Below are 13,992 nucleotides of genomic sequence, written 5' to 3' on the forward strand. Positions count from 1 at the left end.
CATTTGTATCATATAGCAGTTCTTCTGCGAGCGTGATCTCTTCCTTAGGAATCAATGCGAATCGTTCTAGTTTCTCTGTGTTCACACAAAAAGAAAAAGTTCTTGAAATGACGATTGAAGAACTAGATCTTTCTGTTCGTTCTTACAACTGTTTGAAGCGTGCTGGTATAAACACTGTTCAAGAGCTTGCTAATAAAACGGAAGAGGATATGATGAAAGTTCGTAACCTTGGCCGTAAGTCTCTTGAAGAAGTCAAAGCGAAACTAGAAGAACTTGGACTAGGTCTTCGTAAAGACGATTGACTAGTTTCATTGTGAACTAGGATTTTCGTGTGTTTTTTATTCATAACAGCATCTCTAATTAAGGAGGGGACATCACATGGGATACAGAAAGCTAGGACGCACTAGTGCGCAACGTAAAGCAATGCTTCGTGACCTGACAACTGATTTGATCATTAACGAACGTATTGAAACAACTGAAACACGTGCGAAAGAACTTCGCTCTGTTGTTGAAAAAATGATCACTCTTGGCAAACGCGGAGACCTTCATGCTCGCCGTCAAGCTGCAGCTTACATTCGCAATGAAGTAGCTAACGCTGAAACAAACCAAGATGCACTTCAAAAATTGTTCGCAGACGTTGCAACTCGCTACGAAGATCGCCAAGGTGGATACACTCGTATCATGAAGCTTGGACCTCGTCGCGGCGATGGCGCACCAATGGCTGTCATTGAATTAGTTTAATCACATAGCGTGTATCTAAGAAAGGGCGGGACAGTTCATAACTGGATCTATGCCCTTTTTTAGATACTACGGTTTTTTATACAGAAGAAGAGAATGAGCTGAGAGGAGGTCCGGCAGAGATGGGTAAGACATTAATTGATGTAAAGGATATCGTATTTCGTTACCAAAAGGATGCAGACAAGCCTGCTTTAGATCAAGTGTCGTTACAAGTAAACCAAAATGAGTGGCTTGCCATAGTCGGTCATAACGGTTCAGGGAAATCCACGCTTGCTCGCGTGCTCAATGGGTTAATTTTACCGGATGCCGGAACTGTCAAAGTCGGAGATATTGAGCTGAAAGAGGAAACAGTCTGGGATATTCGAAGAAAGATTGGAATGGTTTTTCAGAACCCAGATAACCAGTTTGTGGGCTCAACGGTTCGTGATGATGTGGCTTTTGGTTTAGAAAATAACGGGGTTGAGCGGGAATTGATGGTAGAACGTGTAGATTGGGCTGTGAAACAGGTCAATATGCAGGAATTTCTTGATCAAGAGCCGCACCATCTATCAGGCGGTCAAAAGCAAAGAGTCGCTATTGCAGGTGTACTAGCCGCGAGCCCTGACATTATGATTTTGGATGAAGCAACATCAATGCTAGACCCGATCGGACGAGAAGAAGTACTGGAAACGGTCAGATTGTTAAAGGAGCAAGGAACAGTGACCGTCATTTCCATTACTCATGACCTTGATGAGGCTGCAAAAGCAGACCGTGTCATTGTCATGAACGGGGGGAAGAAATTTGCAGAGGGAACACCTGAGGAAGTGTTCCAGCTTGATGAGCAGCTAGTAGAGATCGGTCTTGATCTTCCGTTTTCTTACCGTTTGAGCAAGCAATTAAAGGAACAAGGTGTACCAGTAACAAATGCCCATTTGACACAAGAAGGATTGGTGAAAGAGCTATGGACATTACGATCAAAGATTTAGAGCACCGCTATCAGATGAAAACGCCATTTGAGCGTCTCGCTTTGTATGATGTCAATGCTTCAATTAAAGAGGGTAGCTATGTCGCCGTGATTGGTCATACGGGTTCTGGCAAATCTACCTTGCTCCAGCACTTAAATGGACTGATTAAGCCAACAAAAGGGAGCCTTGAGCTAGGAGATATCGTATTAGAGGCGAATAAAAAGCAGAAAAACCTTAAGACACTTCGCAAAAAAGTAGGAATTGTTTTTCAATTCCCTGAGCATCAGCTTTTTGAAGAAACCATTCTAAAGGATATTTGTTTTGGTCCAATGAATTTCGGTGTCCCTCAAAAACAGGCAGAAGCAAAAGCAAAGGCGATGCTAAAGTTAGTTGGTTTGCCAGAGGAGCTACTGTCAAGGTCTCCTTTCGAATTAAGTGGAGGTCAAATGAGACGAGTGGCGATTGCTGGTGTATTGGCGATGGAACCAGAGGTGCTGGTACTAGATGAACCGACAGCAGGTCTTGACCCACGCGGGCGCAAAGAAATCATGGACATGTTTTATGATCTTCATCAAAAGGCGAACCTGACAACCATATTGGTGACACACAGTATGGAGGATGCCGCACATTATGCTGATCAAATGATTGTCATGCATAAAGGGACAGTTAAGGCGACTGGGTCACCAAGAGAGCTTTTTACGGATCGGACAGAAATGTCATCCTTTGGACTAGATCTACCAGAAACGATTAAGTTTCAGCAAGCCATAGAAGAGAAGCTCGGAATGACTTTTCCTAACCCATTGTTAACAATGGAGGAAATGGTAGAAGCCTTAACAGCACTCTTTCAGGAGGAAACGTCATCATGATGGATAGTATGATTATTGGCAAATATGTGCCAGGTACATCCTTTGTCCATCGTCTTGATCCGAGGACAAAGCTTTTGTCTATTTTCTTTTTTGTCTTTATCGTCTTTTTTGCTAACAATTATGTGACGTATGCGCTTTTAGGTGTATTCACACTCTTGGTCGTATCCATCTCTAGGGTTCCATTTTACTTTATCCTTAAGGGAATGAAGCCAATTCTTTGGATTGTTCTTTTTACATTTATTCTTCATATTTTCATGACAAAGGGTGGCGCATTGCTTTTCCATTTTGGATTTCTAAACATATATGAAGAGGGACTAAGACAAGGGATATTCATTTCTCTGCGATTTGTTTACTTAATTATGATGACAACACTTCTCACGTTAACGACGACCCCAATTGAGATCACAGACGGAATGGAGAAGTTGTTGCACCCATTTCGTAAAATGAAGCTACCGGTACATGAGCTTGCTCTAATGATGTCTATTTCCCTGCGATTCATCCCAACATTACTTGAGGAAACAGATAAAATTATGAAGGCTCAAATGGCAAGAGGTGTAGATTTTACGAGTGGCCCCATTAAGGATCGATTAAAGGCGATTGTCCCTCTCCTTGTCCCACTCTTTGTCAGTGCATTTAAACGTGCAGAAGAGCTTGCGACTGCAATGGAAGCTAGAGGCTATCGCGGGGGAGAAGGGCGGACAAAGTATCGTCAGCTCATATGGGGACTGAAGGATACAATGGCGTTATTCTCGTTTATCATTTTAACGGCACTTCTCGTGTTCTTACGAAATTAGGTGAGCTTAAGTGAAGGTGAAATTTACAGTTTCCTATGATGGTACACAATTTAAAGGCTATCAGGTGCAGCCGAAGCAACGAACCGTCCAAGCTGAACTGGAAGCGGCTTTGGCACGAATGCATAAGCAAATAGAACCGATACCTGTTGTCGCATCTGGTCGTACAGATAGCGGCGTTCATGCGAAGGGGCAGGTGGTTCATTTCCAAACCCCACTTACAATTCCGATGGAAAAATGGCCTTTCGCCTTGAACAGCTTACTTCCTGACGACATTCGTATTTTGAAGGCAGAGAAAGTAGATGATTCATTTCACGCGAGATTCAGCGTTGTATCCAAGGAATATCGTTATGTTGTATCGACAGAAAAGCATCAAAATGTGTTCACTCGACATTACGCTTGTCATTACCCTTATGAGCTCAATATGGAGTTGATGAGGGAGGCTTGTTCTTACTTGATAGGCACACATGACTTCACAAGCTTCTGTGCGGCGAATACAGAGGTGGAAGACAAGGTCAGGACTATTTATGCTCTGGAGTGGTTATACTCGTCAGACGGGCTTGAAATGCGTGTGAGAGGGAATGGCTTTCTTTACAACATGGTGCGAATTATTGCCGGCACTTTGCTTGAAATAGGTACTGGTAAATTTCGCCCTGAGGAAGTAAAACAAATGCTTGCCGCCCGAAATCGCGAAGCGGCAGGCAAGACTGCTCCTAGTCACGGACTATATTTATGGGAAGTTTTCTATGACAACTAAACCAGGTGTAACATGTTCTTGACACAGAAAGCAGAAAGTTATAAGATATCATATGGTATGTATTTCATCCCCACGATAAGCCCCGGAAACTTATTGTGTTTTGAAATAGAACGTAGCATTAGATTCTAAGAAAAAGATTGATTTATTTAGGAGGGAAATTCATGCGTACAACACCAATGGCAAACGCAAGTACAATTGAGCGCAAATGGCTAGTTGTTGATGCGGCAGGTAAGACTTTAGGTCGTCTATCTACTGAAGTAGCATCACTTTTGCGCGGTAAGCACAAACCAACTTATACACCACACGTTGATACTGGTGATCATGTGATCATTATCAATGCTGAAAAAATTGAATTGACTGGTAAGAAATTGACTGACAAAATTTACTACCGTCACACTATGCACCCAGGTGGTTTGAAACAAAGAACTGCTCTTGAGATGCGTACAAACTACTCTGAAAAAATGTTGGAGCTTGCAATTAAAGGTATGCTTCCAAAAGGTCCACTCGGCCGTCAAATGTTCAAAAAATTAAATGTGTACCGTGGTTCTGAGCATCCACACCAAGCACAACAACCTGAAGTTTACGAACTTCGCGGTTAATTAAAAGGGAGGTTAACAATTTGGCACAGGTTCAATATTACGGTACAGGTCGTCGTAAAAGTTCTGTAGCACGTGTTCGCTTAGTTCCAGGTGAAGGCCGTATCGTTGTAAATAATCGTGAAATTACTGATTACATTCCATTCGCTGCTTTAATCGAAGACATTAAACAGCCTTTGAACATCACAGAAACAGCAAACAGCTACGATGTTATCGTAACTGCACACGGTGGTGGATTCGCTGGTCAATCCGGTGCAATCCGTCACGGTATCTCTCGTGCTCTTCTTGAAGTAGATCCTGAGTACCGTCAATCACTTAAAAGTGCTGGACTTCTTACTCGTGACTCTCGTATGAAAGAGCGTAAGAAATACGGTCTTAAAGGCGCACGTCGCGCACCTCAGTTCTCAAAACGTTAATCAATTTTATATTGTATGGACGTTTTACAAAGGTTTGTTGCAGACAAACCACATAACAAAAGCATCAGCATCTTGCTGGTGCTTTTTTATTTGTGATTTTGTATGTTTTTGATATTTATTTGTCTCAACCGCTTGGATACATATACAATATTTATAGCAAGAGCAGATAAAAACAATTCACATAGACCGTGAAAGGTCGTGTGTTCAAAAACTTTGCTACACCATTAGCTAATAAAATTAAAATGTAACCGCTCTCTTTTGGTGGTAAAGCAAATACTATCAATTATTTCATTATTTTTACAATCACAAAAAGGTGTCTTTATGGAGGGTGTCATATGAATCTAACAACAAAAAGGTGTATCATTCGTAAATTTACATATGATGATTGGCAAAGCGTCTATGCATATACTTCTAATACTAATGTGATGAAGTATATTCCAGAAGGTGTATTTTCTAAAGAAGATGCAAAGGAATTTGTAAAAGACAATAGTAAAGAAAATGCTAAGAATTTCGCTGTAGTATTAAAAAAAGAGCATACATTAATTGGTCATATGGTGTTTCATCCATATTTTGGTGATCACACATATGAAATTGGGTGGGTATTCAACCCTAAATATCAAAACAACGGCTATGCATCCGAAGCGGCATATTCCGTATTAAAGCATGGATTTAAAACAATGAATTTACATAGGATCATAGCCACGTGTCAGCCTGAAAATATTCCATCGTGGAGAGTGATGGAGAAAATGGGGATGAGGAGAGAGGGTTATTTTAAAAAGTGTATACCACAAGGAAATGAGTGGTGGGATGAGTTTTACTATGCGATCTTACAAGAGGAATGGTTCGTGAAGAGTGATTGATGAGTTTTGATGATATGAAGCGATTCATCATTCAACATATCCTGTTATTTTTTGTTGATATAATCAGGTCAAACAAGCAGAAGAGGGGCGCGGGCATGAGGATCTTTGATGCACATTTTCATATTATTGATTTTGATTTTCCCATTCAAGAAAACCAAGGGTATACACCGCCGATTTATCTGGTGAATGATTATACAAAAGAGACGGCTGATTTGGGGATTGTAGGTGGAGCGATTGTGTCGGGGTCATTTCAGGGCTTTGATCAAGGCTATTTGTTGAAGGCGCTAGATGAAATGGGACCGGCTTTTTGCGGCGTTACACAATTACCTTTTACGGTAACTGATGATGAAATTGTTCAATTGCATCGTCATGCGGTGAAAGCATTACGTTTTAACGTGAAGCGAGGCGGTTCGGAAGATATATCGAAGCTCGATTATTTTGCGAGAAGGGTGTATGAGCTGGCGGGGTGGCATAGTGAGCTCTATATAGATGCTAAGCACCTGCCTGACATTTCATCTACGATTGAAAAGCTGCCTGCGATTTCAATTGATCATTTAGGGTTATCGGAAGAAGGGTTGCCGCATTTGCTGCATCTTGTTGACAAAGGGATTCGCGTGAAAGCAACAGGCTTTGGGCGTGTCGATTTAAATATTGAACATGTATTGACGTCTATCTACCAAACGAATCCTGATGCATTGATGTTTGGTACAGACCTTCCATCCACAAGAGCGAAGCGGCCATTTGAATACGGTGATGTTGAATTGATTCAACAGCTTTTTGATGAAAAAGCAGCTGATAAAATCTTATATGAGAACGCACTTAATTGGTATTTTAGCAAATGATCAATGTTTTCCGTTTCGCGCTCATTGGATTTGAATCAACTGCCATGTTAGGTCAAAATAGAGAGCGTACACTAATCCATTATTAGAAAGCTATATCAAAGCCCTTCATTCGATTCATGCTGATCCAAATATTGAACTAATTGTCGCTTGTGATCGTGAAGAAGCAGTAGGTGTTCTCCAATTAACGATGACGCCATTTCTTACACATCAAGGAGGATGGAGAGCATCAATAGAAGGAATTCTTACAGCTTCATCGCATAGAGGGAAAGGGATAGGCACTATGTTGATAAAATGGGTCATTCAACGCGTCAGTGACCGCGGATGTCATATGGTACAGCTGACAACAGACAAACAGAGACCTGATGTCAGAGACCTGATGCACGCCGTTTTTATGAAAAACTAGGGTTTGAAGCTACGCACGATGGAATGAAGCTGCATCTTCTCCATAAATAAGCAAAGGGATTCAAACACCTCTGCTTCTTTGTACCTTTATTTGAAATAATTGTTATATTAGATGTATGAATCCTCAGTTATCTGGAAAGGAGAAACATGTTACTCAAAATCGGCCTAAGTTGTCATTGGTGTAGTGATACTTTACGTGGTGATTCAAGTCTTGTTGTATAAAAGAGATATGAAGAAAACGAAAGAAGATCTTTTGACATTTGTCACAAAAAATAAAAAGGACGTATCAGTCACAATCATCGAAAATGATGATGTTGTGTTCAATTGGAATGGTGATCAGAAAACACCACTTGCGTGGTTTTATTTCATTTTGTTAAAGCTGTGTCCAACGGCGAAGTCAAGCTAGATGAAAAAGTGGCGTTGTCTGATGTAGAGCGGTTTTATATTGATAGAACAGACGGGGGTGCACATAAGTGCTGGATGGAGGTCAATGGTTTTTCTGAGCATGCGTCGTTGTTAGATGTAGCAAAAGGGATGATGCAAGTCAGTTCGAATGCTTGTACAGATTATTTGATTGACCGACTTGGCTTAGAAAAGATCAATGATCGGATGAAACAAGCAGGTCTTACAGAACATGATGAACTCATGCCGCTTTCGCCAAAGCTTTTGTGGTCAGCTTATGTATCTAATCATCGGCGGGATGCAATGAGGAAAATGAACAATGTATCTAATGAGCAATACCAAACTTTGATGAACGAGATCTTTGAGATCATGCAAAATGATTCAGAGCGAAAAATGGCATTAGAAGATAAGATGAAGAAAAAGAACTTATTAAGTTTCCGTATTCAATCATTACTGACACAAAAGCTGACGAAGTCTACGACCAATCAATATGCACATTTTATGAAACGTCTGCATGATGAGCTGTTAACAACTGAAGAAAAAAGTCTTTTTAGCCAAATTGTGCTGGGGGAAACAGTAAAGACTGAATCAGATCAATATGTTTGGTATAAAGGGGGAGCGACGCTGTTTGTGTTCACATCCGCTTTATATCGAAAAACGGATACAGAGTCTATTTCCATTTCGCTTTTTATCAATGACCCGAAAGCAAAGAATTCTCACTGGATTGGAGAAATTTTTAATGAATTTATGGTGACCGTAGCAATGGATCGAACCTTTCGACAACGATTGATACGGGATTTAAATACATAACCATCAAAAAAACAGAGGAGAGACTCCCCTCTGTTTTTATTATTTCTTCATCGGAAACACTTTGTACAAAGTTTGGCGTTTCTCTTTTGACTTCACTACTCCATCTACAAGCTCCTTCTGCCAAAGCTTTGAATTGTCTTTGTACTCCTCAAATGAATGAGGCAACTTTTTTTCTAGTTGCTGTCTTTTGAAAGTGACGGAAGGCTCGTCGTCTGAATTCATCTTGAGGGTAACCTTTTGAGCGTTATCGACAAGAATAAAAAGTGCCATTGCGTTGTATAAATACGTTTTTTCAACGGTATTTTTTTGATCAAACCAGAATGTGTCAAATTGTTCTTCGGTGTAATCGGCATTCTCTTTGATACCATACGTCACTTTTAATGCTTTTCCATCGACGATTTCGAACTCACGAATCACGCCGCCAGGAAGGTCTGATAAAATTTCGTGAATCGCTGAGTTATCACCAAGATAAGTGTTTTTGTGCTTGGAGAGTTGTTTTAAGGGAATGTCTTCTATTCCTTTGATGTCGCTCTTTTTTTCGTTGACTTGACTGCTGCATGCGGATAGGATAACGGTTATTAGTAGTAGGATGTACATCCACTTCTTCATTTATTTTGCCCCTTTACTATTGTTTCTATTTTCACAAATCCATTTTATCACCATTTTGCATTCCGATTGACCTCTGATTTCTCAATTTCCATTTACTGAACTGCATGATTTATTCAAACCAACTAACAATACAAGAAAAAAGGAGTTCAGTTTATGGCGGAAGTGCTTTCTTTTTACCAACTTAAAACGAAAAGGGATGTCATGCTTGAGAAGAAGCTTTTACGAACGTTGTCTCTTCAGAAAGTCACGTTATCCTCTGAAAAATTATCGAAAATGGTTTTTCCTTTTGCGGATGATCCAGCCGGTATTATAAGTGATGGCTGCATTGATTTTGCGATCGAAGCTTATCTGGCAGGAGGAAGATATGGGGAATCGAGTAAAAATGGGGAGTCCTTTGAAGACATCAAACGACGGGCAAACAAAGAAGCGGAAGAATTAATTATTGAGCTAGCAGATTGTCTAATTGCGTGGGCGGGCATGTTTCAAATACAAGCCAAAGAGTCATTTCTCTTTCAGTATGCAAGGAGCTTTTTGGATACATGGTGGCAGGAAGGCTTTAGTGAATCAGAAAAAAGACACAAGCTTCGTTTGCACTAAGCATATTTCGAGCCCTTGTCCCATATCTATAAAATAATGGTGTATGGGAGGGAAAGGGATGAAACGAAAGCTGAAGTGGGCGGGTTTCTTAATTGGATTCATTGTCCTCTTATTTCTATTCAAATTTCAATTTTTAAATGATGATTCATGGAAGTCGTGGAACTTACCTCTTAGTGGGAAAATCATCTACTTGGACCCTGGTCATGGTGGACCAGATGGTGGAGCGGTAGGTGGTGAACTACTAGAAAAGGAAATTGCACTTGATGTGTCAAAGAAAATTCGTGACTACTTGCAGGAGCAGGGGGCACTTGTTCTGATGACACGAGAAGACGATTCTGACCTGTCATCTAAAAATACAAAGGGATATGCACGAAAAAAAGCGGAGGATTTGCGAAATCGAGTGAAAATGATTAATGAATCTGAGGCAGATTTTTATTTAAGTATTCATTTAAACGCAATTCCTTCAAACAAATGGAGTGGTGCACAGACTTTTTTTTACGGAAAGTATGAAGAGAATGAAAAGGCAGCCAAATTTATTCAAGATGAACTCCGAAACAATCTCGAGAATACAGATCGTAAAGCCAAACGAATTAACGGCATTTATTTAATGCAAAATGTCACCAAACCAGGAGCACTTGTTGAAATTGGATTTTTGTCTAATCCAAAGGAAGCCAGACAACTTGCAACACCCACCTATCAAGATCAAATTGCTGCATCCATTTACAAAGGAATACTAAGGTATTTGACAGAGCAAAAAGAGCCTCCTGAATAAGAGGCTTTTTCATTTTGGCTAGGGGCAAAGAGCACAGACATTGTAAGGATATGTATGATATACTTGGATTGTAAACGAATTCAATAAAGGGGGAGGTTCTACGATGATCGGACAGAATGATGTGAGAAAACTAGTTGGGAAGATGGACGAACCTTTCCTTCATATACCGCTCGGTGAGTTGGATGCCATTAAGGAAATCGCCATTAAGCCAGAAAAAGAGCATATTAGTTTGAAGATTGCCGTTGCGAAAACAGGCACAGCAGAGCAAATGAAGCTTCAGCAGGATATTGTACAAGTATTAAAAGCGGAAGGGGCACAAACGGTAGGTCTCCGTTTTGAAGAGTTGCCTAAAGAAACCATTGAGAAATTCTTGCCATCCCCTTCACAGGAGAAGACATTACTCAATACAAAGAACCCTCCAGTCTTTTTAGCTATTGCTAGTGGAAAGGGCGGAGTTGGTAAGTCTACAGTTTCGGTCAACCTTGCTGTTGCACTTGCCCGTCTTGGAAAAAAAGTAGGGCTGATCGATGCGGATATATATGGTTTTAGTGTACCGGATATGATGGGTATTACCGTTAGGCCGACAGTTAAAGGGGAAAAAATAATACCTGTTGACCGTTTCGGTGTAAAGGTGATCTCAATGGGGTTTTTTGTTGAAGAAAATGCACCCGTTATTTGGAGAGGGCCAATGCTAGGTAAAATGTTGAATAATTTTTTCCATGAAGTCGAATGGGGCGATTTAGATTACCTACTCTTAGATCTTCCACCTGGAACAGGAGATGTTGCACTCGATCTTCATTCAATGCTGCCGAGTTGTAAAGAAATTATAGTCACAACGCCACACCCGACAGCTGCATTTGTTGCAGCGAGAGCTGGCGCAATGGCAATCCAAACAGATCATGAAATATTAGGAGTCATTGAGAACATGAGTTACTATGAGAGCAAGAAAACGGGGGAAAAAGAGTATGTCTTTGGAAAAGGCGGAGGCGACAAGTTAGCTGAAGAGTTGCGGGTATCCGTGCTTGGACAAATTCCTCTAAGACAGCCGGACTTTAATGAACAAGATTTTGCTCCATCTGTTTATGATGCAAGCCATCCGACAGGAAGAGTGTATCAAGACATTGCAGGTAAAGTGATAGAGCGGTTATCTGTAAATGCCTAGTTCATAAAAACCCGAGCGGAATCCGTTCCACTCGGGTATGGTTTAACTACCGTTGCCTCCTTGCGAGCCTGAACCTGAATTACTATTACTTTCGGTGGCTGCTTTCTTTAATTGATCTTCAAATTGTTTTTTATAAAGAGGACTCTTTAATGTTTCAGAAATGACCTTTTCTAAATACTTTCTGAACTCTTGGCTTTTGACAAGCTCTCCATATTTCTTTTCCATTTCGGGATCCTTTAGCACATCCATCAACATTTTTTGATAGTCAGGATCCTTCATTAACTGTTTCAGCATTTTTTCTTGCTGCGGCAGCATGGTTTTTGCAAAACTCTCGGCAAATTTAGAATCCTCAAAGACCTTCTTCCAGAACTCTTTGCCTTTATCAGAAGTGAGCGTTTTCTCTATGGTTTTTTTGACAGTTTGTTCATCCATTACCAAAGCTTCATTCATTGCCTCGTCATTTAATAGCTGTTGAATGGCCTTTTTACCGTCATCTGTTTTTAAAATATCGACGACCATTTTCTTTGTTTCGTCATAGTCCATATTAGATGAGGATTGGTTTTTTGGAGCGCAAGCTGTTAGAGATAAAACAAGAAAACAGCTTATGATACGCAAGATGCCTTTTGACATGCTGTGGCTCCTTTCGTTACTTGTCTTACTTTTAATATGAATTTTTTGCGTAAATTTATACATAACAAAAATAGGGGTTGGATCAATTCAATGAAAAGTCGGGATTTAGTTCGTTTTTTCTTTTCGGTGCTTGCAGTAGGAGCGGTCATTACAAGCGTTGTAGGTTTTGCATTGGAGTGGGGGAAATATCAGAAGCTTTTTGCTGCGTTTGAATTTTTGGAGATCGCTTCGGTATTATTTTGGTTTATCGGTGTGGGAATGATCTTCAGTGTAATTAGTCAAATGGGATTTGTTGTGTTTCTGACAGTACACAGATTTGCACTTGAAATATTTCGATCACAATCCTTGTGGAACTCTATTCAGCTATTCCTTGTGATTTTTGTATTGTGTGACTTGGCTTATCTGCGCTTTTTGTTTTTTGGAGAAGGGGAGTCATTCTTTCATTATTTGGGATTGCCGATATTCATTGGGATTTTTGCTGTCATTGTTGCCTATTTCAAACAACGGCAGTCCTCTAAAAAAACGTTTATCTCTGCATTATTTCTCATGGTCGTCATCACTTCAATGGAATGGTTTCCGGCTTTACGAGTAAATGAAGAGGACTGGCTTTATTTAATGTTATTCCCGCTTTTAGGATGCAACGCCTTTCAGTTGTTAGCAATGCCATTATTTTCTAAGACAAAGGCTACTTAACCTCGGCTGATTTTGATTTTGTATTGGAGATAAGTTCGCCGACAGTGACATTTTTTAATTTCTTATCTTTTAAATGCTTGATCATTGCGGGAAGTGCTTGTGCGGTTTGGGTGGCTGAATCGGAAGCGTGTAGTAAAACAATGTCACCGTTTTTAATTCGATCATTTACGTTCTGTGTGATTTGTTGAACGCCAGGGTTCAGCCAATCTTGTGAGTTGATGCTATAGTGCACAACGGTGTAGCCATATTGTGTTGCAATTTTCAATACTGTTTTGTTAAATTGTCCTGTCGGTGGTCTCAATAGTTGAATATCATCAAGCCCTAGTTTTTGAAATGTATTTTGTGCCCGGACAATATCGCGCTTAATTTCATTTTCTTCAAGCTGGTTATAGTTTTTATAGGAATAGCCGAGGCTGCCGACTTGATGTCCATCTTCTATGATCCTTTTTACGATATCTGGGTGGCGCTCTGCCCAAGAAGCAGAGAGAAAAAAGGTAGCGTTCTTTATATCGTATTCTTTTAATACGTTCAAGATCGGAACGGCCTTTTCGTCACCCCAGCCAATATTGAAGGTAAAGGAGACTGTTTTTGAAGAGGCTTCTCCTTTATAAATGGCCCTTGGTCCATTCTCTGTTTTGAATACAGAAAGCGGCGTAGCTTTTTGGACATAAAAAAATGTTGCTGTTGCGAGTGCTGCAATTAGGATGATGAGAACTTGTTTCAGCCGTTTAATGGGCAACACGTAAAATTGACTCAATTGAAATGCCTCCTGCCTTGTCCATGATTGTTAGTTGATTCTATGCGGGACAAGAGGAAGAAATGCAGCAAGAAACTATTTTGAAAAAAGTTTTAAAAAGGCATTGACCATTAGAATGTTTTCGTGATATATTATTAATCGTCGCTGACATACAGTGACAAACAAAAAAGCTTCGGGAAATAAACTTCAAAAAAGTTATTGACATAAGATGAAGCGAAATGTTATATTATTAAAGCCGCTAAGAACGGCAGAGATGATCTTTGAAAACTAAACAAGACAAAACGTACCTGTTAATTCGAGTTTTAATAAAAAAACCCTATGATTCGCATCATAGGTAGTCAGTCAAGC

19 protein-coding genes and 1 pseudogene are annotated in these 13,992 nt (G+C 40.2%); 17 read left to right on the forward strand and 3 right to left on the reverse strand.

Annotated features, from left to right (window positions below; genetic code table 11):
• The 13 genes and pseudogenes from ACQKEZ_RS19190 to ACQKEZ_RS19250 all read left to right on the forward strand — a co-directional run.
• A partial coding sequence (locus ACQKEZ_RS19190; RefSeq protein WP_427303568.1) for a DNA-directed RNA polymerase subunit alpha C-terminal domain-containing protein occupies positions 1–302 on the forward strand: 302 nt, incomplete at its 5' end.
• Positions 303–378: 76 nt separating this feature from the next.
• Positions 379–741: a 50S ribosomal protein L17 gene (gene rplQ / locus ACQKEZ_RS19195; RefSeq protein WP_427303570.1), complete on the forward strand. Its 363-nt coding sequence runs from the start codon at positions 379–381 to the stop codon at positions 739–741.
• A 119-nt stretch (positions 742–860) separates the two neighbouring features.
• A complete protein-coding gene (locus ACQKEZ_RS19200; protein ID WP_427303572.1) occupies positions 861–1,703 on the forward strand; it encodes an energy-coupling factor ABC transporter ATP-binding protein in 843 nt (280 codons plus the stop codon).
• Entirely contained in the window at positions 1,679–2,548 is an 870-nt protein-coding gene (locus ACQKEZ_RS19205) for an energy-coupling factor ABC transporter ATP-binding protein (RefSeq protein WP_427303574.1), read from the forward strand. Before ACQKEZ_RS19200 ends, ACQKEZ_RS19205 begins: the two co-directional genes overlap by 25 nt.
• Positions 2,545–3,342 (forward strand): energy-coupling factor transporter transmembrane component T family protein, encoded by a 798-nt coding sequence (locus ACQKEZ_RS19210; protein ID WP_427303576.1) that lies wholly within the window; start codon positions 2,545–2,547, stop codon positions 3,340–3,342. Before ACQKEZ_RS19205 ends, ACQKEZ_RS19210 begins: the two co-directional genes overlap by 4 nt.
• Before the next feature lie 10 nt (positions 3,343–3,352).
• Positions 3,353–4,096: a tRNA pseudouridine(38-40) synthase TruA gene (truA, locus tag ACQKEZ_RS19215; RefSeq protein ID WP_427303578.1), complete on the forward strand. Its 744-nt coding sequence runs from the start codon at positions 3,353–3,355 to the stop codon at positions 4,094–4,096.
• A 161-nt stretch (positions 4,097–4,257) separates the two neighbouring features.
• A complete protein-coding gene (gene rplM / locus ACQKEZ_RS19220) occupies positions 4,258–4,695 on the forward strand; it encodes a 50S ribosomal protein L13 (protein ID WP_427303580.1) in 438 nt (145 codons plus the stop codon).
• A 20-nt stretch (positions 4,696–4,715) separates the two neighbouring features.
• Complete coding sequence (rpsI, locus tag ACQKEZ_RS19225; RefSeq protein WP_427303582.1) at positions 4,716–5,108, forward strand: 30S ribosomal protein S9; 393 nt, start codon at positions 4,716–4,718, stop codon at positions 5,106–5,108.
• 335 nt (positions 5,109–5,443) lie between these two features.
• Positions 5,444–5,968: a GNAT family N-acetyltransferase gene (locus tag ACQKEZ_RS19230; protein ID WP_427303584.1), complete on the forward strand. Its 525-nt coding sequence runs from the start codon at positions 5,444–5,446 to the stop codon at positions 5,966–5,968.
• 95 nt (positions 5,969–6,063) lie between these two features.
• Positions 6,064–6,810, forward strand: a complete 747-nt coding sequence (locus ACQKEZ_RS19235) for an amidohydrolase family protein (RefSeq protein WP_427303586.1) — start codon at positions 6,064–6,066, stop codon at positions 6,808–6,810.
• Between the two features lie 47 nt (positions 6,811–6,857).
• Positions 6,858–7,263 (forward strand): annotated as a pseudogene (locus ACQKEZ_RS19240) (GNAT family N-acetyltransferase); the annotation flags it as partial.
• Positions 7,264–7,423: 160 nt separating this feature from the next.
• Complete coding sequence (locus tag ACQKEZ_RS19245; protein ID WP_427303588.1) at positions 7,424–7,618, forward strand: hypothetical protein; 195 nt, start codon at positions 7,424–7,426, stop codon at positions 7,616–7,618.
• Complete coding sequence (locus ACQKEZ_RS19250) at positions 7,594–8,424, forward strand: serine hydrolase (RefSeq protein ID WP_427303590.1); 831 nt, start codon at positions 7,594–7,596, stop codon at positions 8,422–8,424. The genes ACQKEZ_RS19245 and ACQKEZ_RS19250 overlap by 25 nt, the downstream gene beginning before the upstream one ends.
• A 39-nt stretch (positions 8,425–8,463) precedes the next feature.
• On the opposite strand, the gene ACQKEZ_RS19255 is transcribed toward ACQKEZ_RS19250, so the two are convergent.
• Positions 8,464–9,033 carry a DUF4825 domain-containing protein gene (locus ACQKEZ_RS19255; protein WP_427303592.1) on the reverse strand — a complete coding sequence of 190 codons (570 nt, stop codon included), beginning with the start codon at positions 9,031–9,033 and terminating at the stop codon, positions 8,464–8,466.
• Positions 9,034–9,186: 153 nt separating this feature from the next.
• Here ACQKEZ_RS19255 and ACQKEZ_RS19260 point away from each other — a divergent pair, with 153 nt between their 5' ends.
• From ACQKEZ_RS19260 to ACQKEZ_RS19270, 3 genes are all read left to right on the forward strand, one after another.
• On the forward strand, positions 9,187–9,630 hold the full coding sequence (locus ACQKEZ_RS19260) for a DUF2521 family protein (protein WP_427303594.1): 444 nt from the start codon (positions 9,187–9,189) through the stop codon (positions 9,628–9,630).
• Positions 9,631–9,688: 58 nt separating this feature from the next.
• A complete protein-coding gene (cwlD, locus tag ACQKEZ_RS19265) occupies positions 9,689–10,402 on the forward strand; it encodes an N-acetylmuramoyl-L-alanine amidase CwlD (RefSeq protein ID WP_427303596.1) in 714 nt (237 codons plus the stop codon).
• Positions 10,403–10,505: 103 nt separating this feature from the next.
• The gene (locus ACQKEZ_RS19270; RefSeq protein WP_427303598.1) at positions 10,506–11,564 is read left to right on the forward strand and encodes an Mrp/NBP35 family ATP-binding protein; all 1,059 of its coding nucleotides are present in this window, start codon (positions 10,506–10,508) and stop codon (positions 11,562–11,564) included.
• A gap of 42 nt (positions 11,565–11,606) precedes the next feature.
• Here ACQKEZ_RS19270 and gerD read toward each other — a convergent pair whose 3' ends face one another.
• On the reverse strand, positions 11,607–12,194 hold the full coding sequence (gene gerD, locus ACQKEZ_RS19275) for a spore germination lipoprotein GerD (RefSeq protein ID WP_427303600.1): 588 nt from the start codon (positions 12,192–12,194) through the stop codon (positions 11,607–11,609).
• Positions 12,195–12,284: 90 nt separating this feature from the next.
• Here gerD and ACQKEZ_RS19280 point away from each other — a divergent pair, with 90 nt between their 5' ends.
• Positions 12,285–12,887, forward strand: a complete 603-nt coding sequence (locus ACQKEZ_RS19280; RefSeq protein WP_427303602.1) for a KinB-signaling pathway activation protein — start codon at positions 12,285–12,287, stop codon at positions 12,885–12,887.
• Here the strand turns inward: ACQKEZ_RS19280 and pdaB are convergent.
• Positions 12,880–13,644 (reverse strand): polysaccharide deacetylase family sporulation protein PdaB, encoded by a 765-nt coding sequence (gene pdaB / locus ACQKEZ_RS19285; RefSeq protein WP_427303604.1) that lies wholly within the window; start codon positions 13,642–13,644, stop codon positions 12,880–12,882. The two genes, ACQKEZ_RS19280 and pdaB, sit on opposite strands and share 8 nt — an antisense overlap.
• Positions 13,645–13,992 lie beyond the last annotated feature (348 nt).

Source organism: Bacillus sp. NPDC077027 (genome assembly GCF_050269555.1).
Taxonomy (GTDB): domain Bacteria; phylum Bacillota; class Bacilli; order Bacillales; family Bacillaceae; genus Bacillus.